Genomic DNA, 24,713 nt, shown 5'->3' with positions numbered 1-24,713 from the left:
CAGCAACGTCGGGACCTCAGAATCTTTATCGTTTGAAGCAAGCGTCAGTTCGACCTCGCCCTGCCCGGCACTGGCGATAATCACCGGTATCCCCTCATCCTTTCACGAGACGGTAGCGCAATCATGACCGACACATTCAAGAAGCAGCCCGACGACGTGCCCGCGCAACCCGGCGGCCTGCGCAAATCGCTCACGAGCTACGGCGACAACGGCTTTTCGCTGTTTCTGCGCAAGGCGTTCATCAAGGGCGCGGGCTATACCGACAGCGCGCTCGACCGGCCCGTGATCGGCATCGTCAATACGGGCAGCGCCTACAACCCGTGTCACGGCAACGCGCCGCAACTGATCGAGGCCGTCAGGCGCGGCGTGATGCTCGCGGGCGGACTGCCGATGGACTTCCCGACCATCTCCATCGCCGAATCGTTCTCGCAGCCGACCAGCATGTACTTGCGCAATCTGATGTCGATGGACACCGAGGAGATGATCCGCGCGCAACCGATGGACGCCGTCGTGCTGATCGGCGGCTGCGACAAGACCGTGCCCGCGCAGCTGATGGGCGCGGCATCGGCGCGCATTCCGGCAATTCAGCTCGTCACCGGCGCGATGCTGACGGGTGCGCATCGCGGCGAGCGCGTCGGCGCCTGCACCGACTGCCGCCGCTACTGGGGCCGCTTTCGCGCGGAAGAGATCGACGAGGCGGAAATCGCCGCGGTCAACAATCAGCTCGTCGCGAGTGTCGGCACCTGCTCCGTGATGGGCACGGCCAGCACGATGGCCTGCGTGGCGGAAGCACTCGGCATGACGGTGCCGGGCGGCGCGGCGCCGCCCGCGGTGACGTCGGACCGGATGCGCATTGCGGAGATGACGGGCACGCAGGCCGTACAGATGGCACGCGATGGCCTTTCGATCGAGAAGATTCTCACCGCCGACGCATTCGAGAACGCGCTGCGCGTGCTGCTCGCGATCGGCGGTTCGACCAACGGCATCGTCCATCTGACGGCAATCGCCGGACGCATGGGCTACGACGTCGATCTGAAAGCGCTCGACCGGATGGGCCGCGAGACGCCGGTTCTGGTCGACCTGAAACCGTCTGGCTCGCATTACATGGAAGACTTCCACAAGGCCGGCGGCATGGCGACGCTGTTGCGCGAACTCAGGCCGCTGCTGAACCTGAACGCGCTGACGGTCACGGGCCGCACGCTCGGCGAGGAAATCGACGCTGCGGGGCCGGCCTTCGAGCAGGACGTCGTGCGTCCGTTCGACCGGCCGATCTATCCGCAAGGCGGCATCGCGGTGCTGGAAGGCAATCTCGCGCCGGGCGGCGCGATCATCAAGCAGTCGGCCGCCGATGCCGGCCTCATGGAACACGAAGGCCGCGCGGTCGTGTTCGAGAATGGCGCCGACCTCGCCGCGCGCATCGATTCCGACGATCTCGACGTATGCGCCGACGACATTCTCGTGCTCAAGAACATCGGCCCGAAGGGCGCGCCGGGCATGCCGGAAGCAGGCTATATTCCGATTCCTCGCAAGCTCGCGACCGCGGGCGTGAAGGACATGGTGCGGATTTCCGACGGCCGCATGAGCGGCACGGCGTTCGGCACCATCGTGCTGCACGTGACGCCCGAGTCCGCCGTGGGCGGCCCGCTGGCTCATGTCCGCACCGGCGATCGCATCCGCCTCAGCGTGTCGCGGCGCGAAATCAGCCTGCTTATCAGCGACGAGGAACTGGCGACGCGCGCCGCGAGCCATCCCGTGTCGATACCGACCGCAGAGCGCGGCTACCGCAAGCTCTTCTTCGACACGGTGACGCAGGCCGACAAGGGCGTCGATTTCGATTTTCTGCGCGCGACCGAAACGCGTGGCGTGACGCCGCGAAGCTAGGGCACACGGGTCGTTCCCATTCGCAGGCCGCCTTGCGCGGCCTTTTTTTCGTTGATGCTTCGGCATGCCATGCATTCCGGATCAAGCACCCCGCCCTATTCCGGCCGCGGTCCGAAGCGTCCGCGAAACATCAAAATTTCTTTTGTTTGAAACAAGCGCACCCGTGTACTTCGAGCGTCGACCCACGGCGATACTGGTCCGATCTCATCGCCACTCACGGAGACGCTTTTCATGACCTCGTCCAGCCACTTTCAACGCGTGCTTTCACCGGTCGTCACACCGTTCGACGAAAGCGGCGCGCCGAGCGCGGAACGCTTCATACGCCATTGCCGCGCACTGCTGAGCCATGACGTCGGCCTCGCGGTGTTCGGCACCAACTCCGAAGCCAACTCGCTATCGGTCGGAGAAAAACGCGGCCTGCTCGACGCGCTGCTCGCAGCAGGCTTGCCCGCCACGCGCATGATGCCGGGGACCGGCGCCTGCGCGCTGCCCGATACGATCGAACTCACGCGGCATGCCGTGGCGAGCGGCTGCGCGGGCGTGCTGATGCTGCCGCCGTTCTACTACAAGAACGTCAGCGACGAGGGTCTGTTCCGTGCGTACTCGCGTGTTATCGATGCCGTCGGCGATACGCGTCTGAAGGTCTACCTCTATCACATCCCACCGGTTGCGCAGGTTGGCCTCAGTCTTTCGCTCGTCGAGCGGCTGCTGAAAGCGTATCCGGGGACGATCGCCGGCATCAAGGACAGTTCGGGCGACTGGAGCAACACGTCGGCGCTGATCGCCGAATTCGCGGCCGCCGGCTTCGAAGTATTCGCGGGCAGCGAGACGTTCCTGCTACGCACGCTCGAAGCAGGCGGCGCCGGCTGCATTACCGCGACCGGCAACGTGAATGCGGCCGCCATCGCGCAACTGGCTCGCGACTGGCGCGCGGTCGACGCCCCCGCGCAACAGCGCCGCCTCGACGAAACCCGCGCCGTGTTCCAGCGCTTCCCGATGATTGCCGCGATGAAGGCGGCCATCGCGTGGCAATCGGGCGACGCAGGCTGGGCGGCGCTGCGCGCGCCGCTGGTCGAACTCGATGCCACGCAGCGCGCACGACTCGAAAGCGCCTTGACGGCCCTCGGCTTTCGCCTGCCGCACGCGGAGCAACTTGCGTTGCACGCCGGCGCACTGCACTGAGCCGGCCGAATGCACTACGTGCACCGACACTGCAAACAGGCGGGCGCGCGAGCACACAAAACCGACAGCACGCCCCGCATCATCAGGAGACAACCTTGGACTACAGCACCTCATTGCCCGCTTCGATAGGCACGGACGACGCCGATTCGATCTTCCGTCGTGTCGCGCTGCGCTTCATGCCCTTGCTGTTCGTCGGCTACGTGGTCGCGTATCTGGATCGCGTCAACGTCGGCTTTGCGAAGCTGCAAATGCTCAACGCGCTGCATCTGAGCGAAGCGATCTACGGCCTCGGCGCGGGCCTCTTCTTCGTCGGCTACTTTTTCTTCGAGGTGCCGAGCAATCTGCTGCTGCATCGCATCGGCGCGCGACGCTGGATCGCGCGCATCATGATTACGTGGGCCATCCTCTCGATGGCGACCGCATGGGTCACGACGCCGCTGGAGTTCTACGCGGTGCGCTTTCTGCTCGGCATCGCGGAAGCGGGCTTTTTCCCCGGCATGGTGCTGTATCTGACTTACTGGTTCCCCTCGCACCGGCGCGGCCGGATGGTCGCGTTGCTGATGGCGGGCAATCCCGTCTCGGGACTCGTCGGCGGACCCGCGTCGGGCTGGATCATGCATTCGTTGCAGGGCGTGGGGGGCCTCGCGGGCTGGCAATGGCTCTTCATCATCGAAGCGCTGCCGTCGCTGCTGCTCGGCTTCGTGGTTCTGCGCCATCTCGACGACCGCATCGCCGACGCCACCTGGCTCTCCGCGCCCGAGAAGCAGGTCATTCTCGACGAGATCGCCGCCGACGCCACGACGCACACGCACGGCTCGGTGCGCGCCGTGTTCAAATCCGCACGCGTCTATCTGATGTGCCTGATTCTGTTCGGCATCGTGATGGGCTCGTATGCGATCGGTTTCTGGCAACCGAGCATTCTGCGCTCGACCGGCATCGAGGACACGTTCGTCATCGGCCTGCTCACGATGATTCCGTATTCCGTCGCGCTCGTCGCGATGATCGCGGCCGGCAGGCACGCCGACCATACGCGCGAGCGCCGCTGGCACGTCGCAATGCCCGCGCTGGTTGCCGGAGCCGGCTTCGTGCTGTGCGCGCTGTCCGGTGCGTCGCCGGTCATCTCCGTGCTGGGGCTCACGCTCGCGACCGCGGGCGTCATTACCGCCTTGCCGATGTTCTGGGCGCTGCCGACCGCGTTTCTCGGCGGCACCGGCGCAGCCGCCGGTATCGCGCTCATCAACTGTACCGGCAATCTCGCAGGCTTTATCAGCCCGGCCGTGATCGGCTGGCTGAAGACGCTCACGCATTCGCTTTCTTCGGGACTGTTCGTCGTGGCGGCTTCGCTCGCGCTCTCGGCGCTGCTGATTCTCGTCTTCGTCCCGGCACGACTCGTCAACAAGTAACCCATGATAAAAAACCCGATGCACGACCCGAACCCCACCCTGCCGCCCGTACTGCAAATCGGCGAATTTCCTTCGGTAGCCTATGCGTTGCTGAAAGAACGCCTCGACCTGTTCACGCTCGCCGATATCGCCGCCGACGATGCGTTGCGGCAACGGATCGGCGCGATCGTCACGCGCTCGAACTACGACATCGACACGGCACTCCTCGAACGCCTGCCGTCGCTTCGGATCATCGCGACAAACGGCGTGGGCTTCGACCGGATTCCGCTCGCGTTCGCGCGCGAGCGCGGCATTGCGGTCACCAACACGCCCGACCTGCTCAACGCCGCGGTCGCCGAGCTGACGATCGGCCTCATGCTCGCCTTGCTGAGGAAACTGCCGCACGCCGATCGCTTCGTGCGCTCGGGGGCCTGGCGACAAGGCGCCTTTCCGCTGGGATCGAGCCTCGCCGGCAAGCGAGTAGGCATCGTGGGCATGGGCCGCATCGGCCGGGAAATCGCGCGGCGGCTCGCCAGCTTCGATGTCGAACTGGCGTACTTCGGCCGCACGCAACAGGCTCTGCCGTTTCAATGGTTCGCGCAGCCGGTGGAACTCGCTCGCTGGTCGGACCTTCTGATCGTGAGTTGCCCGGGCGGCGATGCCACGCGTCATCTGATCGACGCGGCCGTGCTCGCTGCACTCGGTTCGGCAGGCATGCTCGTGAATATCGCGCGCGGGTCGGTCGTCGACGAGCAGGCGCTCGTGCTCGCGCTTGAAAACGGCACCCTCGCGGGCGCGGCGCTCGATGTTTTCGAGCACGAGCCCGCGCCTGAATCGGCCCTACTCCGATTCGAGAACGTGGTATTGAGTCCGCATATGGGAAGTGCGACACACGAAACGCGCATGGCGATGGCGCAACTCACGATCGACAATCTGGCGTCGTTCTTCTCGGCGGGCAAGGCGCTGACGCCGGTCTGACGGCACGCCGCGCGTCATTCGCCACGCTGACCCGGCTCGCGGCGCGCATGATCCAAACCGTCGGCCTATGTTGCGTCTTCCTTCGTCATGCTTCCGGTTTCACGCGTTCCGCCGCGGCCACGCCATCGCTTCCGTCAACTCATGATGCCGATCTGCCAAGGCACGAACTCGTGGTCGCCAAGCCCGAGTTCTTCGCTGCGGGTACGCTGGCCCGACGCGGTCGCGAGCAGCGCCTCGAAGATCTCGTGCGCAGTGCTTTCGATCGTCGCGGTACCGTCCAGAATGCCACCGCAATTGAGGTCCATGTCTTCCGTCAAGCGGCGATACATCGACGTGTTGGTCGCGAGCTTGAGCGACGGCACGGGCTTCGCGCCGAACATCGAGCCGCGCCCGGTCGTGAACGCGATCAGGTTTGCGCCGCCGGCAATCTGCCCGGTCGCGGACACCGGATCGAAACCGGGCGTATCCATAAACACGAGACCGCGCGCCGTGACAGGCTCCGCGTAACGATAGACATCCATTAGCGGACCCGTGCCGCCCTTCATCGACGAACCGATCGACTTCTCGAAGATATTCGCGAGTCCGCCGTCCTGATTGCCGGGGCTGACCTTGCCGTTGATCTGCACGTCGCGCCCGACCGAATATTCGTCCTTCCACCAGCGAACGCGCTCGATCAGTTTCTCTCCGACCTCGCGGCTCACGGCACGCCGCGTCAGCGTGTGTTCTACGCCGTAGATTTCCGGCGTTTCGGAAAGAATCGCGGTGCCGCCGTGACGCACCAGCAGATCGACGGCGGCGCCGAGTGCCGGGTTCGCGGTGATCGACGAAAAACCGTCGGAGCCGCCGCATTGCAAACCGATTCGCAGATGGCTCGCCGGCACGGTCTTGCGCACCACGTCGTTGGCAGCCGGCAGGAGCGCTTCGACGGCGGCGATGCCGGCCTCGATCGTGCGCCGCGTGCCGCCGCTTTCCTGCATCACGAAGGTATGCAGCCGTGAGCCAGGCTGCAGCCCTTCCTGTTCGAGCAGGCCGCCCAACTGGTTACGCTCGCAGCCGAGCCCGACGATTACCGCTGCCGCGAGATTCGCGTGGCGCGCGTAGCCCGCCATGGTCCGGCGCAGCAGCGCCATCGGTTCGCCGCTCATCTCCATCCCGCAGCCGATGCCATGCGTGAATGCGACCACGCCGTCGACGTTCGGCCAGGCGGCAAGCCGCTCGGGCGTGAAATGCGCGGCGATGCGATGCGCGACCGTCGCCGAGCAGTTGACGGTCGCGAGAATGCCGACGTAATTGCGCGTGCCGACCTCGCCGTTCTCGCGCACGATGCCCTCGAAGGTCGCTCGCTCGGACTCGGGCAGCAGCTCGACAGGCCGGTAATCGGCGCCGAATGCGTAGTCGCGGTCGAATTCGCGGAACGTCAGGTTGTGGCTGTGCACCATCGTGCCTGCCGCAATGTCGCCCGCGGCGAAGCCGATTACCACGTTGTACTTACGGATCGGCTCGCCTTCGCGGATCGCGCGCGCGGCGATCTTGTGGCCGGCCGGCACCTGACTGCGACAGGCGATGCCGTCGATCGGCAGCGGCGTGCCGATTGCGATGTCGACTCGCGCGATGACGACGTTGTCGTCCGGATGGAGCCGGATCACGGGACCGGCGACGGTCTTGTTCGAAGTGGAGATCATGGTCGGGGCAATCGGGAAGGAAGCGACGCGCGGGCGGCGAGAGGGTTGATGTTCGTCGCCCATGTTCGTCGCAATGGGCGATTAAAGAAAGTACGCTTTGCCTTCTTCAAAGCATAAAATTTTTATCGATGAGTTGCCGTTACCTGTGGCGCTTTGTCCGTGGGGTTGGACTGGGTGGTGTTGTCGAAGCGGCGTGGGCGTGCCATCAAGAAACTCTCTCCTCTCGGGACATCGGAAAAAGCTCTTTCGTCAGGCTGACGGGTGATGATACCCGTGGTATTGGCAGAAGAAGGTTGCTGGTCACGCCAATGCGGCCAATACCATTGCCGCATTCATGAAGCGCCTCCAGCCAGATAACGCAACGCCTTCGCAAAAAAGTCGACGCTGCCGAAATTCCCCGACTTGAGTGCGAGGGCAAGCGGATCGGCACCGACCGTCGCGGTCGCGGGCACGCCCGGATCGATCTGCCTGCCGATACGCAGCATCTGCACGCCGAGCGCCTGCACCACGGCACCAGACGTCTCGCCGCCCGCAACGACGAACCGGCGCACGCCGACGTCATGCAACCCGCGGGCAATCGCAGCGAGCGTACGTTCGACCAGATGCCCCGCTTCCGTCACGCCCAACGCGCCTTGTGTTGCCTTCACTTCGTCGGGAGAAGCCGTTGCGTAGATCAACACAGGCTGAGGCTGGGCCGCGTGCATATGCTCGCGTGCAAACGCCAGCGCCTTATCGACGACGGACTCCCCGCGCGCGACGGCCATCGGATCAATACGGAATGCGGGCCGTGACTCGCGCCACGCGACAACCTGTGCGTTCGTCGCCTTCGATGCGCTGCCCGCCAGAACAACGGCAGCGCCCTCGATAAGCGGCAATGCGGCTGCGTCCCCTGCGGCTTCGAGCAAACCCGCGCGGCGGAAATTCGCGGGCAGGCCGAGAGCAACACCCGAGCCACCCGTAATCAGCGGCAGGTCCGCGCAGGCTTCGCCGAGCGTATGGAGATCGGCGTCCGATACCGCATCGGCAATCGCCATGCGTACGCCGTCGCGTTTGAGCGCCGCGATTGCCGCGCGCACCGCGTCGGCACCTTTCGCCACCGCGTCGTAACGCACGAGCCCGACCTTGTGCTTCGCCTGCGCCTGCAACACGCGTACGAGATTCGCGTCGGTCATGGGCGTGAGCGGATGGTTCTCCATGCCGGACTCGTTCAGCAGCACGTCGCCAACGAACAGATGTCCGCGATAAATCGTGCGGCCATTCTCCGGAAACGCGGGACATGCAATGGCAAACGGCGCTTCTCCATGCACAGACAGCGCATCGAGCAGCGCTTCGGCTACGGGACCGATGTTGCCCGCATCCGTCGAATCGAACGTGGAGCAATACTTGAAGAAGAACTGGCCGCATCCTTGCGCCCGCAGCCATTCGAGCGCAGCGAGCGACTGCGCGAGCGCGTCGCCGGCGGATACCGTGCGTGACTTGAGCGCCACGACCAGCGCGCCTGCTTCAATGTGCATGCCGGCGGCAGGCACACCGATCGTCTGCACCGTGCGCATGCCGCCGCGCACGAGCATGTTCGCAAGGTCCGTCGCGCCGGTGAAATCATCGGCGATACAGCCAAGCAGCGGTCCCGGTCGACTTTCAGTTGCCATCGTTGATCTCTATTGAATAAAGGGAATAGGTTGCCGTTCCCGCAAAGCCGGCACCGGCTCAACGGCGCCGATTCGTGCCTGTCCGCACCTCTCAGAAGCGCTGCGTAAGCCCCATCGTCACAAGTGTCTGCGAACCCGTGGACGACTGGGTCGTCCCCTGGATAGCGGCTACCGCACGACCGCCCGTGGAGTCCGTTCCGCTCGCGTTCTGGTGAACGAGTATCGCGTAGAGCGACGTACGCTTCGAAAGGCTGTACACGGCACCGACGTTTTCCTGTTGATAACGCGCACTGCCCAAACCGCTCGCGCCGCTGTTGTGCGTATAGGCGTAGGAAACGCCGAGCAGCAGAGCCGGTGTCACCTGGTACTTGAAGTTCACTTCGCCGATATTGAATATGGCATTGCCGTGGTAGCCGCTTGCGGCGGTGTTCAAACCGGCCACACTCACGCTGCCGAGATCGCGAAACTGGGTATTGCTATACACGGCGCCAAGCGTCGCGGAACCGATCGTATAACTGGCCCCCGCGGACAATATCCGCTGGGACGCGGCGGATGCATAGCCGCTAAAAATCGGGCTCGAGATGTTGTTTCCGGTTTTACTGTCGTTCGCCTTGTTTCCCCATAGCGAATAGTTCGGATCGTTGACATACAGATAACCGACCGCCACTCGCAACGACGCGTTCGTATACGACGCGCTCAGGTCCCAGATCTGGTTGCGGGAGAAATCGCCCGCCACGCCGCCGGGACTATAGACACCGCCGAAGCTGAAGCCGTTGTAGTTCCTGCTCAGAAACTTGATGGCGTTGTTGATGCGGCTATTGTTGTCGAGATTGTCGACGTCGCCCGGATGGGCGCCGTATTGCGCCCCAGGTGCCGCCCAGTCCTGCCCCGACTCGATCGGCCCAACAGCAATCGACGCACTGGAATACTGACGTCCGAACAGAACAGTTCCGTAATTCGAGTCGATACCCACGAATGCCTGCCGACCGAACAATGTCCCGTTCTGCCCCATGGTGCCGTTCACGAGGCTATACCCCGATTCGAGTGTGAACAGGGTCTTCAGTCCGCCACCGAGATCCTCGACGCCACGGAACCCCCATCGTCCTGCACCATAGTTCCCGCTCGTCAGCGAATACAGCGTTGATCCTTTCGAGTTCGAAACATAGGTCAGCCCCGCGTCCGCAATGCCGTAGAGCGTGACGCTGCTTTGCGCGAAAGCACCGCCCGACGAGATTGCGATGACGAGAGGAAGAAGTCTCCAATATTGTCTTTTTTTCATTTGCTTTGCGTTTCCGCTATTTCAGCTAGTTCACAGACAGAAAAATATCCTGATTCATTAAAAATCAAGACTCCAAAATACTTATTACGAGTAGCAATCCTATTCAATAGACATGCGATTGCCTGGCAGGCGCAGAACCCAGGTCAATATCAGTTGCGTGGAACTTCTACGGCGAAATCAGGCCGGACCGGCCATCAATCGCAAAGATGGAACCTGTTGACGACCTTCGAGGTAATCCAGTCCCTCGTTGCTTCGTCGAACCGGCGATAGTGTTCCATGCGAAGATGCGCTTCGAAATCGGCTTCGCTTTCATAGAGCTCGTAAAGGAAAACCGAGCATGTGTCGTCGACCGAAACAGCCACATCGAATCGGTGGCAACCCGGTTCGAGATCACGCGATTGCCGAGCGTTGAGCAGCATTTCGCGCAAAAACTCCGTGTGATGCATCTCTTTCACACTCAATGAAACTGTAATCACATACATCGCTCATTACCCGAAAAGAGAGGTGGACGCCAAATCCCGGCTCGGCCGGAACGTCGCCATGTCGACGCGACAGCCGTTTAGATGCGAGTGGTACACCGCCTCCTGAACCAGAAGATTGGCAAGGTAGTCCGATGCGGTATTTTCAGGTCGATGCCCCTTCTCGAGTGCATCGATGACATGTGCCTGCAGACGGCCGCATGCCCCTCCACCAAATTCGACCTCCGAGCCTCGATCATAGACGTGCTCGACCTCGGTCTGACCATGCGGCTTGAACCATAACCTCGCGTAGCCGTCCAACCGAAGCACTCCCGCGGAACCCTCCAGCCACATTTCCCCCATGGTTCGCCGAGGGTTTTCGCAGACATGATCCACCAGACGGTTGCCGTCGAACTGTCCGATCGTGTTGTCCGGAAACTCCAGACAGATGATCGCGGCATCTTCCCCCTTGATAACCGGATTCAGACGCCTCAATCTGGCGTACACACCGGAGACTTCACCGAACAGGAAGCGGAACGTATCGATGAAATGCACGGCCGTTTCCTTGACCATGAACCGGGGCATCTGCTGAAAGTACGGTTGCCGCGCCATGTAGGCTATCGATCCTTGCCCATCCCCGGGACGCAGGCGGAAATTCACGCTGTAGGGCTGGCCCAACATGCCTTGATCCAGAAGACGCTTTACTTCGCGGAACCACGGCATGAACCGGAAATTCTCGTGCACGACGACAGGTACACCGGCGCCCTGAGCCCGCTCGGCCATGTGCTCCGCCTGCCAGAAGTCGGTGCAGAACGGCTTCTGGCAGATCGTCGCCAGTCGGCGCTCCAGCGTCGCATCGAGTATCGCCGCGTGACTCGTGGGCGCCGTCACGATGTCGACGAGATCGGGGCGCGCTTTGTCCAGCAGTTCATCAATGCTCCCGAAGGTCTGCGCCACGTTATATCGCGCAGCCATCGCTTCGGCCTTTGCTGTGTCCATGTCGCAAATGCCGACGACTTCAACATTCGGGAGTGCGGTCCATCCAGCGAGATGAAACTGGCTGAAATAGCCTGCGCCGATAACGGCGACGCGCCAGGACGGTTTGGAGACTGACATGTCGGACCTGGCGTTACGCGGTGAGGAATGAAACGACTTCATCCGTGATCGCTTTCGTACCGTGCGAGCCACCGAATTCAAACGGCAGAATCTTTCCGCCCGAGAAAGTCTTTTCTACCGCGGCCTCGATAAGCGCCGCGCCATCGGCAAGACGTTGATCGCCCTGGCGGACTGCGAGCCACTGCAGCATCATGGCTGCGGAGAGAATCATGGCGGTGGGGTTCGCCTTCCCCTGCCCGGCGATGTCGGGTGCGGTGCCGTGAGCCGGCTGGAACAGGCCGTGTTTGTCGCCGATGTCCGCCGACGGCGCCATTCCCATTCCGCCGACCAGTCCCGCAATGAGGTCGGACAGAATGTCGCCGAACATGTTCTCGGTCACCAGAACATCGAACGTCCAGGGCTTCAGGACCAGATTCAACGCGACCGCATCGACGTAGGCGCTATCAGTGGCAACCCCGGCATGTCGCGCCGCAACGCTCTCGAAGACTTCGCGGAAGAACGCCATGGACTCGAATACATTGGCTTTGTCGACGTTGGTCACGCGCGAGGCGCGGCCGTTCTGCGCGGCCCGTTGTTCAGCCAGCGCAAAGGCGAATTCGCAGATTCGCTCCGTACCCTGGCGGGTAATCCGCATCGTGTCGAACACTTCGACTTTCTGGCCGTTCTCGTCCCGCTTCACGTCTCCCCGGCCGCGAGCATAGAAAAGGCCTTCGGTGTTTTCACGCACGAGAACCAGATCTATCTCGCGGCTCCTCGGATGAGCGAGGGGCAGCGGCAACCCGCCGAACGTTTTGACGGGCCGCACGCCCGCATAAAGATCGAAATGAAATCGAAGATCGAGCTGAGGAATAACTTCGGTGCCATCCTTGCCGCGAACGTGGGGCAAACCCATTGCACCGAAAAGAATGGCGTCGGCCCGATCGCAAACGGCGAGTGTTTCGTCGGGGAGCGCGACACCGCTCGCCAGGTAGTGCTGGGCTCCTGCCGGCTGGCTGTCCAGTTCGAACGCGACGCCGATTTTCTTGCCCACTTCGCCAAGGACATGGCACGCGGCTGCCATGACCTCTTCACCGATTCCGTCGCCCGGCAAAATGGCGATATGCCGACTGTTGCTCATGCCTTGCCTCCCGTGATTTCCTTGAGCTTCGAGAAAAAGCCCTTCTTGCGTTCGGAACCGATACGCCAGTCGACCGGCAACGACTGGAAGCCGCACGCCATCGATTCACGCGCGCCGCGGTAGTCGAAGAACCCCCAGCCGGCGTAACCTTCGACTGCCGCGACGAGATGGTTGTCGGGCTTGTCGAAATCGAAGTGATCGTCTTCGTTGTAGAAAATCGGCTGGCCGCGATAAGCGGGCGAAGCCTTCGTACGCAGAAGCTGAAGGCGAATTCCATCGGGATTCGACTGCTGCCAGCCTTCCAGACCGGTGACGTGATTGCCGTGAACCAGAAGGAAATCGCTCGCACCGATGATGTTGTCCGCCACCGTATGGGGATTGAGGATGCTGGCGCTGACGAGCAGCCGTTTGGCCGGTGTGTTGAATTTTCCTTCGGAACGGCTCTTTGCCCTCTCGATCAGTTCGTGACAGCGAGCGACTTCGATAACAGGCTGATGGAACACCTTGTTGTCGATCTCGTTGCCGATTTCCAGCAGCACGTGATTGGCTGTGTGTTTTGCGAGCCAGTCGACCGTGTTATCGACAGCCCGCACGACAGCCGCTTCGTCGGCGAACAGACGGGTGGATGCGCCGTAAAAAAGACCCAGCACGACGACCATGCCGAGCTCGTCGGTCGCCTGGAGTACTTTCTCGAGACGCTTCATCCACGGTTCTTTCAGCGAGCCGTCAGACTCGAAGGCCGAAATGATCCACGGCTGAATCGGCGAGTATCCACGAGGACTGCCGCCCTGCAGGTTGATACATACGGCGTCGAGACCGTGCGCCTTGTAGTCGGCCAGCGCGGCACAGAATTCCGCGGTATTGCGATCCGGGTCCCACGGTCCGTCCGCATAAGCCCACACGCCACGAGTCGTGGGGTTCTCGTCATCGGCAATCGCATTCGCCATGCGGCTGTTGAACAGCAAGCCTTCGATCCTGTTGCCGTTCCAGCTTCTGCCTTCCCATGTCGGGCGGCCGTTGATATGAAACTGATTTCCGGAAATGGAAACCACTGTCTTTCCCATTTTGCACTCCTTATAGTATTGACGATACCGATGCGCTTACGTCGTGATCCGACTGGCACAGTCATGACAATGGTGCGGCTGTCGAGCTAATCCCGTGTTCTGTGTTCGACAGCCGCCGTTATTCGGCTGTTACATGTGCTGGAACTTGTAGCGGTCGAAAATTTCCAGCAATTCTTTGCTCGCCCGGCGGCGATGCAACAGATTGTCGCGCGCCGCCCCTTCCGCATCGCCCTGGCGAATTTTCTCGACTAGCGCCATATGTTCGTGCGTCGACGCGGTCGGGAACGGGCGCAGCCTGAGCGAAAAAAGCCGCGCCCGATGCGAGCGATCCCAGTAGTGAAAAACCGCTTCCGCGAGGAGCTTGTTTCCGGCGAGGGTCACGAGATACATGTGAAACTTTTCGTCGGCACGCGCCCAGGCATCGAGGTCGTTCTTCTCTAGTGCCTTCGCCATATCCGACGTCGCATCGATGAGAGGCTTCAACTCCTCCTCGGTGGGCCGCCGCCGCGTCAACATCTCGACCGCCGTGCTTTCGAGAGAGCCCAGAATTTCATAGATCTCGCGCATCATGACCGGCGACACCGGCAAAACGCGCATGCCACGACGCGGGACGACCTCGACGAGCCCTTCGTTGTGGAGACGCATCAGCGCCTCTCGCACGGGGGTGCGGCTCATACCGAGTTCCTGCGCGATCTCCTGCTCCATCGCGTTGTAGCCCGGCGTCCAGACGTTGTCGAGAATCCGGCGACGAATGGCCTTATAGGCACTGTCGGAAAGAGAACCTGCTTCCTGATCCTGATCGACTGGGGAAGTACTCATGCAAAACTCCAATGAACGGGAGGGACGCCCGCGACAGGCATGCGGATCGTCGCGAGAGAGTCCCCGAGCAGACAACCCAGAAACCCTGTCCGCAAATCGTGCCCGCCGAATGCGAGGCTCGATATATTGCGAAGTACTTTGCTCCTGACGTTGTCGAGGTGGGGCCGATCCATACGCGAGTTGACGAATGCTTCTTCCACCCAGCCGAGATGCGAAGGCTCACAATCTTCCAGGTAGATTTCGCTGCGCCCGTTCCGGTCGACCCGCAGCACGCGATTGCTCACGATACTGGTAATCCAGAAGTTACCCTCGACGTCCTGCGCCAAACCGTCGGGATAAGTCCCCGCGCCAAATTCGGCGAATACTTCCTTCTGTCCAAGCGATCCATCTTCGGCAACGCGGAATCTCGAGAGCTTTCGGCCGAAGGTTTCGTTGACGTACAGATAATGATGGGTCGCGTCCAGCACGCACTCGTTGGTGTAACCCAAACCGTCCGCAACGATACGCGCTCCGCGCTCATCGATCAGCACCACGAAACCATCGGCAACATCGGGCCGATAGCCGGCCGCTCGCGGCACCTTGCGGGTACTGACCGTGACCCAAAGCCGTCCGAGATGATCGGCGACGACGAAGTTGGTCGGCGGAAGATCAAGCCCGTCGACTGTGCGAAGAACCGTACTGACGCTACCGTCGCGCTGCAATCTGAACAGACCGCCGCGCTCGGCCCCGAGATGGGCAATCAGGAAACTGCCGTCACGCTGAAGCGCAATCCCGTTCGGCTTTAATGTCTCGCCGTCTACAGCGTGACCCAGATAGGTGACCTGCTGCCCCGACGGACGGATTTCGGTGACGCCGCCACGCCAGTCCGCCACGAACAGCGCACCGGATTCGGTCGCAAGAACGCACTCAGGGCGCTGTAAGTCCTGCCCCGTAAAAGCGATTGCGCTAACGTCGCCACTCATCGATTGCTCCATGACCCTTCAATGCCAGATTGTATTCGTTAATGCATACGTTGAGATCAAGGTTAACCCTGAACCATTTCTCGCGTATTCCCTGCGCATTTCCCTAGCACTCACCTCAATCCGCATTGAGGCGCTCTCCGCTATGGCTGTCGAAAACATGCAGCTGGTTGGAAGACATCGCGATCTGCAGTGCCTGACCGACCGTGAAATCCAGCGCACCGTCGACGACGGCCGTGATCCGTTCGGACGCGACGTTCAGCAGCAAATGCGTTTGCGCACCGGTCGGCTCGATGATCTCCACGGTTGCCGCCATGCGATTCTCACTGCGCTCCAACGACAACGCCTCCGGCCGGATGCCGACCGTTACCGTCTGCCCTTCGCTCACACTCGCGGCAGGAAGCACAGCCCTTCCGCCTCCGGCGAAACGCGCCGCGAATCCATCGGCGATCTTCTCCACCGTCGCTTCGAGAAGGTTCATGGCAGGCGACCCGATAAAAGTCGCGACGAAGCGATTCGCGGGCCGTCGATAAAGCTCCATCGGAGAGCCCTGCTGAGCGATGCGGCCGCCGTTCAGCACGACGATCCGGTCGGCAAGCGTCATCGCCTCGATCTGGTCATGTGTGACGTAAATCGACGTGGTCCGCATTTTCTGATGCAAGGCCTTGATTTCCGCGCGCATCTGCACGCGAAGCTTTGCATCGAGATTGGACAGAGGCTCGTCGAAAAGAAACGCTTCCGGCTGACGCACAACGGCACGCCCCATGGCCACGCGCTGACGCTGACCACCCGAGAGTTGCGCGGGCCGTCGTTCGAGCAGCGCCGTCAGATCCATCATGCGTGCCGCCTCGGTGACGCGCTCCTTGATGCGCGCCTTCGACTCCCCTGCAAGCTTCAGGTTAAAGCTCATGTTCTCCGCCACGTTCATGTGCGGATAAAGCGCGTACGACTGGAACACCATGGCGATATTGCGATCACGCGCGCTCAGTCGGGACACCGATTTGCCGCTGATCCTGACATCGCCCGAGGTAGCCTCTTCGAGCCCCGCGATGATTCGCAGAAGCGTCGACTTCCCGCAGCCGGACGGACCGACCAGCGCCACGAATTCTCCATCGGCAATATCGATGTCGATGTTCTGAATGACCTTCACGGACTCGAACGTCTTTTCCAGATTTTTTAGGGCGATTGCTCCCATCTCTCTCTCCAGTATGCGTCGGGTTCAGCCTTTGACAGCGCCGGCGGTGATACCCGTGGTCAACTGCTTCTTGAGCAGCAGATACCCCACGACCATGGGGGCAACCGCGAAGACGATGGAAGCCGCCATCATTCCGTAGTCCACCGAGTACTCCGTCTTTGCAAATGCGAGTGCGACGGACAGCGTACGGTTCTGCGCATCGGGCAACAGAAGAAGCGCCGTCATGTAATCGTTCCAGATTGAAACAAACGCGAGAATCATGATGGTGGCGATGCCGTTCCGGCTAAGCGGCAGAATGACCCTTGAAAAAAGCGCCCATACGCTCGCACCGTCGACCGTGGCCGCCTCGTCGATTTCCGCGGGAATCGCACGCATGAAACCCGTCAGGATGAAAATCGACACCGGAATCTGCTCGGTCGCATAGACAAGGGCAATGCCATACTTCGTCCCCATGAGCCCGAGTTTCGTGAAAAGCACATAGGTCATGGGCAGAACCGAAACATTCGGAACAAGTACCGCCACCGTAAAGAACAGCAGGATGTACTCCGCGAACTTGAACTTGAACCGCGTCAGGGCGAACGACAAAGGAACCACGACAACGAGAAGCAAGCCGAGGCTGACCGCCGTGATCGACACCGAGTTCCAGAAGCTCAAAGGGATATTGGTGCTGGTAAATAGCCGCTCGTAATTGCTGAAGTCGAGGTGCCGCGGCAACAGGGAGATCGACGTCAGGATCGAGTTGCTCGATCTGAACGAATTCCCGATGACCCAGATCAGCGGAAACAGCGTCAGCACGGCGTGCAGACAGAGCACGCCATAGACCAGAACCAACGAAACCGGAGAATGTTCCCTGACCCGACGCGCCGCCGGCGATTCATTCAAGGACGGGCGTCCCATGAGTGCCTTGATACGAACTTGCATTCTGACCTCAGTAACTGGAAGGTGCCATGACCTTGCGGGTCGCGAGCGTGGCGCACAAACCGATCAGGAAAATCGACGTTGCGATAGCAGTGCCGTAACCGAATTCCAGACTGCCGAAAATCGTCTGATACATCCACGTCGCGGGAACCTGCGTGGCGGTACCGGGTCCGCCGCGCGTCATCACGAACACGTAGTCGAACGACTTCAGCGCGCCCGATATCGCCAGTACGATGCAAACCTGCAATGCGGGCATGATGCTCGGCACCGTGATGCTCCTGAACAGGCGGAAACCGCGGGCTCCGTCGATCTTCGCCGCATCGTACAGATCCGGCGATACGCCGTGCATGGCCGCGAGGAGAATGACGAAGAAGTAGCCGATGGTGTGCCAGATCGGCACGGCGATAACGGCGAACAACGCAGTGTGACTATTGGAAAGCCAGCTGGTGGCCAGCTTGCCGAGCCCCACTCCTCTCAGCACTTCATTGATCAGCCCGGCGTCCTTGTCGTACAGCAACGTGAACAGCAGACTGATGGCCGCCGACGAAATAACCACCGGAATGAAGAACGCGGTCTCGAAGAACCCACGCCCTCGCAGCTTGCCGCGCAACAAGCTCGCCAGAACCAGCGCGATGCCAACCTTGAACACGATCGCAAGCACGGCCCATAGGCCAATACGGTAGAGCCCGGCCATGTATACGCCGTCGGTAAAAAGACGCGCATAGTTGGCAAGCCCGACGAATGCGGGATGACCGAAGAAGTTCCACGAAGTGAAGCTGAAAAAGATCGTCTGCGCAAATGGAAGAACGAAGAAAATTCCATATAGAAGAAGCGCAGGAATGATATACAGGACTACTTCCCATCTAAATTTCAATGAACCCATGCTCAATTCCTTCCTGGATCGTATGATGACGCCCAATCAGCTCCGCATGATTTCCGCGAACTTTGCCACGTACTCCTGCGGGGTGTACTTTCCTTCGATAAATTCCGACATCAGCGGTTCGTAGCGCGTGCGCTGCGCGGGCTTCATCAGCTTCGGCACCCATTTGTTGCCGGGAGCCGCAAGCGCCGCTTTCAGGGTTTCGACGGATAGCTGCCCTACCGCCGCGGGATCGACCTCGAGGTCGAGCTGCGGCATCTGTACCTTGGCGGTTTCGGTGAAATAGCGCGCGGTTTGCCGATTCGTCATCCGGCGAATGAATTCCTGTATGTACGGTCTGCGCGCCGCATCGGCATATTGCTTCGAACTCGCGTACCAGAGCGAAGTGAGATCGCGCTCGACCCGGAAGTCGTGCTGTACGCCATCGGGAATCGCCGGAAAGTTCAGTACCTGAAGGTCGCCCGCGATCTTCGGATCGATCTCGAAGAGACGGAACGACGCATCGATCAGGAACGCCGCTTTTTCGGTGTTGGTGTACTTCGCATAGACCAGATCGCTGGACAGGGTAATGCCGTCGCTTGGAATGTTCCCGCCAAGCAGCTGCTGCACGAGGGTCGATGCCCGGATCATATCGGGTGAATCGGCCGGCTCCAGGCCGCCATGTATTCTGACCGCCCGCTCGTTGCCGAGACAGCGGCTCATGACGTAGTTGTAGACCCGCGCGGCCATACTGTCGTTGCCGTTATTGATCGACCACGGTATCTCTCCGGCGGCACGCAATCTGGGTCCTGCTGCGACCAGTTCGTCCCAGGTCGTCGGAACCGGGACTTTCGCCCGGTCGAGAATCTTTCTGTTGACGAGCAGCCAGATATAGAACATCTGGGCGGGAATGCCGTATACGACGCCCTTTCGCGTTGCCGTGTCCCACGAACTGTCGTCGAAAAGACCCTTGAAAAAGGGATCGTTCTGGCTCCATGCGGTCAGGTCTGCCAGTCGTCCTGCCTCGGCGATCTGGTCGAGCCCATAACTCGGATCGAGCCGCCAGAAAGTAAACACGTCGGGTAACCGGTCGCTCAGCGCATCGAGCTTGATCTTTGTCTGATGATCGAATCCCGGCGTCGCTTCGTGAATAAGCTTGATGTTCGGATAGTCGCGCTGAAATTCATTCAGTACTTTCGTGAAAGGCTTTGCCAACGGCTCGGCGCCCGCATAAGTGGTCGCGACGCGCATCGAAAAGCCCGGACCATCCGAAGGCGGCGGTGCATAAGGCGACGCCGCCAAAGCCGTCTTCGCGGTCAGTCCTCCGCTAGCGATACTTATGGCCAACGCCGCAAGATGCCGCAACGCGTCACGCCTCGGCATCGCACGGTCGAGCTGAATCAGTGCACGTGTTGAACGGCTCACGATTTTCGTCTCCATCAGAAGTCTTATGCTTCGCTTCAAGTATGCACGATATTATTCGTTAACGTATACGTTGTGCGTCCGGATAAACCCCAGGACGGGCGACGCGACCGGCATCTCAATCAAGGGACATAACCGCGCTTTGCCACGGACAACGGGCGTCCCGCCCGGAAAGCGGGAACGGATAATGGCGGTGGGAAGTTTGAGCCGTGCGATGTGAATGCCGAGCCGGCGTTGGAAGCGAATGCGCAGCTTGTCGAAGCCGGCAAACCGCGCATGGGGCGCTCGACTAAGGGGGGACTTGAAGCAGCCCGTTTCGCGACCATATCTGGCCGCGAAACGGGCAATGCTAAAATGGGAGTCTGGAGAAAACCGGCGTCGATGATGGAAGCGACCGGCTATATTCCGTCCGCTGAAACCGGGTAAAATTATTACGGGTAACTGAGCAATATCGCCGAATACCCGTATGCAACCTGAAACAGCGAACCTCTACGACTCCCGGTTCGGTACATGAATGAAATCCGACTCGGGCAGCACGGCAACCGCCTTGATCTCGACGATATACCCAGGCGCGCCACCAAGCATATGCGCCCCTACTGCCGTCCAGGCGGGAAGCGGATCGGTGTCGAGATAGCGATCGCGCACCTGCATGAACAAAGGCAGATCACGCATATCGGTATGAAACGTGGTCAAGTCCACGACATCTCGCAGCGATGCGCCGGCAGCAGCCAATACCGTCTTGAGATTGTCGAATGCCTGCACGATTTGCGCTTCGCGCCCTTCGACGAGCTGCATATTCCTGTCACGGCCAATCTGGCCCGACACGTAAATCGTATTGCCGACCTTGACCGCGGGTGCATAGCGAATCTTCTCGTACACTGCTTCCATTCCTTCGGGAACAATGGCCTTACGATCATTCATCAACGTCTCCTCAAACAGCCTCAAATGCTGCACCCTATCTGAATGTTGCCGCAAGCAAGTCATGGGTCAGCCGGTATCTCCGCCTGCAACCGGCAACACCGTGCCCGTGATATAACCCGCTTCATCCGACGCGAGAAACAGGATCGGCGCAACCTGCTCGTCGATACTGCCGTAGCGCTTCAGAAAGGTCGACCCGGTCACCTGCCGCACCGCTTCGCTCATCCAGACCCTTTCCTGTTCGCTGTCTCCTGCGGCGTTGCGCGGAACGCGTCGAGGTGGCGCATCGGTGCCGCCCGGTGCCGTGGCAACGACGCGGATGTTGTGCGCCGCGTACTCCATCGCCAGCGATTGCGTGATCGCGTTGACCCCGCCCTTGGCCGCCGAATACGGCACACGCCGGATACCGCGCGTCGCATTCGACGATACGTTGACGATGGTTCCGCCGCCTCGCGCGAGCAGATGAGGCAGTACTGCATGACAGGTGTACAGCGTCGGCATCAGCGAGCGGCGGATTTCCGCATCGATCTGCGCGGGCTCGAACTCAGCGAACGGACGCATGCGAATGGCGCCGCCGACACCGTTGATGAGGATGTCGATACCGCCGAACTTTTGCGCGGCGTAGGCCATCGACGCCTGAGCGCCCTCGTACGTTTCGAGGTCCGCAACGAAACCCGCCGTATCCGCACGGCCTGCTTCGGCGGCCACCTCGGCCACGAAGTCGGCGCGATCGACGAACAGCACACGGGCACCCTCGGCCGCCGCGCGCAGCGCCACGCCGCGGCCGATCCCTTGCGCCGCGCCGGTGACGACCATGACCTTGCCTGTGAATCGTTGCATGTTCATGCCTTTGGCGCCGCGTTGGGAGTGAACTTCTCGTAGTGGAAGCTGTTGGGCTTCACGCCGTTGTCGTCGAAATACTTGCGCACTGCGTCGACCATCGGCGGCGGCCCGCACAGGTACACGTCGACGTCGCCGTCGTTCAAGGACCCGGCCGGCATATGCTGCGTGACCCAGCCCTTGCGCGGATGACTGGACTCCGCGTCGGCGACGACCGTGGCGAAACTGAAATTCGGCAGCTTCGTCTGATACGCCTCGATCGCCTCGACCAGCACGAGATCGAGGTCGCGGGTCACGCCGTAAATCAGATGCACCTTCTGCTGCGAGTTCGTACGCGCCAGGACTTCCAGCATCGACAGGAACGGCGCGAGGCCCGTGCCGCCCGCGAGAAACAGCAATGGCCGCTGCACGTCGCGCAAATAGAAGCTGCCGAGCGGACCGGTCAAATCCAGTTTCGTGCCCGGCTCCGCGACTTCGAGCCAGGTACTCATGACGCCGCCCGGAATCTTCTTGATCAGGAAACTGATCTTCGCTTCGCCCGGCGCCGACGAGAAAGAGTACGAACGATGCTGGCCGCTGCCGGGCACGTCGATATTCACATACTGGCCCGGCAGGAACACGGGAGCGGCCGCGTCCACCTCCAGTTCGAGCACGACGGCTGCGTCGTTATGCTGCTCGATCTTCGCCACGGTCGCGGCCAATTTGCTTTGCCCGGTCTTGCACACGGAAGACGATGCCGGCACAGCAATCACGCAATCGCTTTGCGGAATCATCTGGCAAGTCAGAACGAGCCCACCGTCCTTTTCGTCTTCGGTCAGTGCGTCTTCGATGTAATCGTCGCCGAGGTCGTAACTGCCGCTTTCGGCGCGGCACTTGCAGGTGCCGCACACGCCGTCGGAACAATCCATCGGCAGATTGATCTTCGCGCGGAAGGCGGCATCGAGTACTTTCTCGCCCGCCTTGCATTCGATGAAACGGGTCACGCCGTCTTCGAAATTCAGTGCAATATTGAAGTTGGACATGGAGCCTCCTGATCCCATGTTGATTCTGACGCCCGACATCAAACGTGATAGACGTCGAGTACCTGCCGGATATAGTCGTTCTTCAGCACGATCTTCTTGTTCGAAATCAGCAGGTCGTCGCCGGCCTCGCGCAAGGTAACGAACATCGTGCCGAAAATATGATCCGTGGACTTGTAGCGGTGACTCAGCGTGTGGAAGTTGTAGCGCACGTCCACTTCGTCGCCGCGCTCGGCCAGGACCTCCACGTTGGTGACGTTGTGCGCCGTACGTGGCTCCGGCGTCGAGGCACCGCTGCGCTCCGTCTTGATGCGGAATACGCGATCTTCGAGGCCACCCCGGTCCGGGTAGTACATCAACGAGATCTGGCTTTGCGGGTCGTCGGTGATCCGGTCATCGTCGTCCCAGGACGGCATCCAGTAGGTGACGTCCTCCGTATAACAGGCCAGCCACTCGTCCCACTGGCGATCGTCGAGCAGACGCGCTTCACGGTAGAGCACGCCGCAAATCTTCTGGTAGTCGAAGCTCATGCCACGGTCTCCTTGCCTTCCTTCTTCAGCGCATCGCGCATCACCTGCACCCAGTACTCGTGCTGGCACACGAACAGGCCTTCGTCTTCGCTGCGTTCGCCCGAAATGCGCGGCTTCAGACCCATCCGGCTCGCATTCTCGTCCGGCCCCTCGATCCACAGCGGCGCGCCGCGCGAAAGGTCGTTCCACATCGCCGTGATGCCGGCATAGCCCGCCTGGCAGGCGCGGAACTCTTCGAGATCGTCGGCAGTACCCATGCCCGACACGTTGAAGAAGTCTTCGTACTGGCGGATGCGAATGGCGCGATCCTCCGCGCTTTCGCCCTTCGGCGCGAAACAGAAGATGCTGACTTCGGTCTTGTCCACGCTGAGCGGACGAACCACGCGAATCTGCGTGCTGAACTGGTCCATCAGAAACACGTTCGGATACAGGCACAGGTTGCGCGTCTGATTGACGATGAACTCCGCCTGCGTTTCGCCGACACGGTCCTTGATTTCTTCGCGATGCTTGTACACTGGCCGCACTTCCGGATTCATCGTCCGGGTCCACAACAGGATGTGGCCGTGGTCGAAACCGTAGACGCCCGCGACCGACTTGCTCCAGCTATTCGCATCGACGGCCTGCGTGCCGTCTTCCTTGCGCCGTCCCATCGTCGCCGCGTAGTTCCAGTGCACGGTGCTGACGTGATAGCCGTCGCAGCCGTTCTCCATCTGCATTTTCCAGTTGCCGTCGTAGACATACGTGGAATTGCCGCGCAGTACTTCAAGCCCGTTCGGACTCTGGTCGACGATCTGGTCGATGATGACGCGCGATTCGCCGAGGTACTCTTCGAGCGGCAACACGTCCGCATTGAGGCTGCCGAACAGAAAGCCGCGATAGCTCTGGAAGCGTGCCACTTTGCGCAGATCATGCGAGCCGTTCGTGTTGAACTGCACCGGATATTCGGTGGTCTTCTCGTCCTTTACCTTGAGCAGCTTGCCCGTATTCGAGAACGTCCAGCCGTGGAACGGGCAAGTGAAGCTGCCCTTGTTGCCGTGCTTGCGGCGGCACAGCATCGCCCCCTTGTGCGCGCAGGCGTTGATGACCGCATTCAATTGCCCCGTCTTGTCGCGAGTAATGACAATAGGCTGGCGGCCGATCCACGTGGTGTAGTAGTCGTTGTTGTCCGGAATCTGGCTCTCGTGCGCGAGGTACACCCAGTTGTTCTCGAAGATGTGCTTCATCTCGAGTTCGAACAGATCGGCATGGGTGAAGATATCGCGCCGGCAACGGAATATGCCGGCCTCCTTATCATCCTGCACCGCGGTGGCGAGCAGTTGATCCAGTTCATTGGCTTTGTCGACGATGGTGGACATGATTTCCTCTCCCTATGCGCGCTTCGACACGGCTTTCGGCAGGACCTGCGCTTTCTTGCCCGGGACTGCTTTGACGCTCATGATGACTGTC

The 24,713-nt window shown here is 61.0% G+C and carries 22 protein-coding genes and 1 pseudogene; 4 read left to right on the top strand and 19 right to left on the bottom strand.

Annotated elements, in window-relative coordinates:
• Positions 1–123: 123 nt before the first annotated feature.
• The 4 genes from G3N58_RS12000 to G3N58_RS11985 all read left to right on the top strand — a co-directional run bounded on the left by G3N58_RS12000 (position 124) and on the right by G3N58_RS11985 (position 5,423).
• Positions 124–1,881 (top strand): IlvD/Edd family dehydratase, encoded by a 1,758-nt coding sequence (locus G3N58_RS12000; RefSeq protein ID WP_205999252.1) that lies wholly within the window; start codon positions 124–126, stop codon positions 1,879–1,881.
• Positions 1,882–2,112: 231 nt separating this feature from the next.
• Positions 2,113–3,063, top strand: a complete 951-nt coding sequence (locus G3N58_RS11995) for a dihydrodipicolinate synthase family protein (protein WP_205999251.1) — start codon at positions 2,113–2,115, stop codon at positions 3,061–3,063.
• 95 nt (positions 3,064–3,158) lie between these two features.
• Positions 3,159–4,466: an MFS transporter gene (locus G3N58_RS11990; RefSeq protein ID WP_167284265.1), complete on the top strand. Its 1,308-nt coding sequence runs from the start codon at positions 3,159–3,161 to the stop codon at positions 4,464–4,466.
• A 3-nt stretch (positions 4,467–4,469) separates the two neighbouring features.
• The gene (locus G3N58_RS11985) at positions 4,470–5,423 is read left to right on the top strand and encodes a 2-hydroxyacid dehydrogenase (protein ID WP_241017079.1); all 954 of its coding nucleotides are present in this window, start codon (positions 4,470–4,472) and stop codon (positions 5,421–5,423) included.
• Between the two features lie 134 nt (positions 5,424–5,557).
• On the opposite strand, the gene G3N58_RS11980 is transcribed toward G3N58_RS11985, so the two are convergent.
• The 19 genes and pseudogenes from G3N58_RS11980 to G3N58_RS11890 form a co-directional block, all read right to left on the bottom strand.
• Positions 5,558–7,105, bottom strand: coding sequence for an altronate dehydratase family protein (locus tag G3N58_RS11980; RefSeq protein WP_205999250.1), 1,548 nt, complete (start codon positions 7,103–7,105; stop codon positions 5,558–5,560).
• A 332-nt stretch (positions 7,106–7,437) separates the two neighbouring features.
• Entirely contained in the window at positions 7,438–8,754 is a 1,317-nt protein-coding gene (otnK, locus tag G3N58_RS11975; RefSeq protein WP_205999249.1) for a 3-oxo-tetronate kinase, read from the bottom strand.
• Positions 8,755–8,845: 91 nt separating this feature from the next.
• Positions 8,846–10,033, bottom strand: coding sequence for a porin (locus G3N58_RS11970; protein WP_167040029.1), 1,188 nt, complete (start codon positions 10,031–10,033; stop codon positions 8,846–8,848).
• A 194-nt stretch (positions 10,034–10,227) separates the two neighbouring features.
• Positions 10,228–10,509, bottom strand: a complete 282-nt coding sequence (locus G3N58_RS11965) for an antibiotic biosynthesis monooxygenase (RefSeq protein ID WP_205999248.1) — start codon at positions 10,507–10,509, stop codon at positions 10,228–10,230.
• 12 nt (positions 10,510–10,521) lie between these two features.
• Positions 10,522–11,607: a Gfo/Idh/MocA family oxidoreductase gene (locus tag G3N58_RS11960; protein WP_205988735.1), complete on the bottom strand. Its 1,086-nt coding sequence runs from the start codon at positions 11,605–11,607 to the stop codon at positions 10,522–10,524.
• 13 nt (positions 11,608–11,620) lie between these two features.
• Positions 11,621–12,724 (bottom strand): isocitrate/isopropylmalate dehydrogenase family protein, encoded by a 1,104-nt coding sequence (locus G3N58_RS11955; RefSeq protein ID WP_167284270.1) that lies wholly within the window; start codon positions 12,722–12,724, stop codon positions 11,621–11,623.
• A complete protein-coding gene (locus G3N58_RS11950) occupies positions 12,721–13,788 on the bottom strand; it encodes a hypothetical protein (RefSeq protein ID WP_205988734.1) in 1,068 nt (355 codons plus the stop codon). The genes G3N58_RS11955 and G3N58_RS11950 overlap by 4 nt, the downstream gene beginning before the upstream one ends.
• A gap of 129 nt (positions 13,789–13,917) precedes the next feature.
• Positions 13,918–14,607, bottom strand: coding sequence for a GntR family transcriptional regulator (locus G3N58_RS11945; protein ID WP_167284272.1), 690 nt, complete (start codon positions 14,605–14,607; stop codon positions 13,918–13,920).
• Positions 14,604–15,569, bottom strand: coding sequence for an SMP-30/gluconolactonase/LRE family protein (locus G3N58_RS11940; RefSeq protein WP_167284273.1), 966 nt, complete (start codon positions 15,567–15,569; stop codon positions 14,604–14,606). Before G3N58_RS11940 ends, G3N58_RS11945 begins: the two co-directional genes overlap by 4 nt.
• A 115-nt stretch (positions 15,570–15,684) precedes the next feature.
• Positions 15,685–16,761: a sn-glycerol-3-phosphate ABC transporter ATP-binding protein UgpC gene (ugpC, locus tag G3N58_RS11935; RefSeq protein WP_205999247.1), complete on the bottom strand. Its 1,077-nt coding sequence runs from the start codon at positions 16,759–16,761 to the stop codon at positions 15,685–15,687.
• A gap of 24 nt (positions 16,762–16,785) precedes the next feature.
• On the bottom strand, positions 16,786–17,682 hold the full coding sequence (locus tag G3N58_RS11930; protein ID WP_205999246.1) for a carbohydrate ABC transporter permease: 897 nt from the start codon (positions 17,680–17,682) through the stop codon (positions 16,786–16,788).
• Positions 17,683–17,689: 7 nt separating this feature from the next.
• Positions 17,690–18,562: a sugar ABC transporter permease gene (locus tag G3N58_RS11925; RefSeq protein WP_205999245.1), complete on the bottom strand. Its 873-nt coding sequence runs from the start codon at positions 18,560–18,562 to the stop codon at positions 17,690–17,692.
• Between the two features lie 36 nt (positions 18,563–18,598).
• Positions 18,599–19,963 carry an extracellular solute-binding protein gene (locus G3N58_RS11920; RefSeq protein WP_205988732.1) on the bottom strand — a complete coding sequence of 455 codons (1,365 nt, stop codon included), beginning with the start codon at positions 19,961–19,963 and terminating at the stop codon, positions 18,599–18,601.
• A gap of 168 nt (positions 19,964–20,131) precedes the next feature.
• Positions 20,132–20,230: pseudogene (locus tag G3N58_RS11915) on the bottom strand (IS5/IS1182 family transposase); the annotation flags it as partial.
• A 219-nt stretch (positions 20,231–20,449) separates the two neighbouring features.
• Positions 20,450–20,881, bottom strand: coding sequence for a RidA family protein (locus tag G3N58_RS11910; RefSeq protein WP_167040053.1), 432 nt, complete (start codon positions 20,879–20,881; stop codon positions 20,450–20,452).
• Positions 20,882–20,947: 66 nt separating this feature from the next.
• Positions 20,948–21,724: a benzoate diol dehydrogenase BenD gene (benD, locus tag G3N58_RS11905; protein ID WP_205999244.1), complete on the bottom strand. Its 777-nt coding sequence runs from the start codon at positions 21,722–21,724 to the stop codon at positions 20,948–20,950.
• A complete protein-coding gene (benC, locus tag G3N58_RS11900; protein ID WP_167284277.1) occupies positions 21,721–22,740 on the bottom strand; it encodes a benzoate 1,2-dioxygenase electron transfer component BenC in 1,020 nt (339 codons plus the stop codon). Before benC ends, benD begins: the two co-directional genes overlap by 4 nt.
• 38 nt (positions 22,741–22,778) lie before the next feature.
• Positions 22,779–23,267 (bottom strand): benzoate 1,2-dioxygenase small subunit, encoded by a 489-nt coding sequence (gene benB, locus G3N58_RS11895; protein WP_167040060.1) that lies wholly within the window; start codon positions 23,265–23,267, stop codon positions 22,779–22,781.
• Positions 23,264–24,622 (bottom strand): Rieske 2Fe-2S domain-containing protein, encoded by a 1,359-nt coding sequence (locus tag G3N58_RS11890; RefSeq protein WP_167284278.1) that lies wholly within the window; start codon positions 24,620–24,622, stop codon positions 23,264–23,266. The genes benB and G3N58_RS11890 overlap by 4 nt, the downstream gene beginning before the upstream one ends.
• Between the last annotated feature and the right edge of the window lie 91 nt (positions 24,623–24,713).

Origin of the sequence: Paraburkholderia sp. Ac-20342 (assembly GCF_017104985.1) — a bacterium.
Taxonomy (GTDB): Bacteria; Pseudomonadota; Gammaproteobacteria; order Burkholderiales; family Burkholderiaceae; genus Paraburkholderia.
Note: the sequence above shows the minus strand (reverse complement) of the source record. Positions and strands in the feature narration are given on the sequence as shown.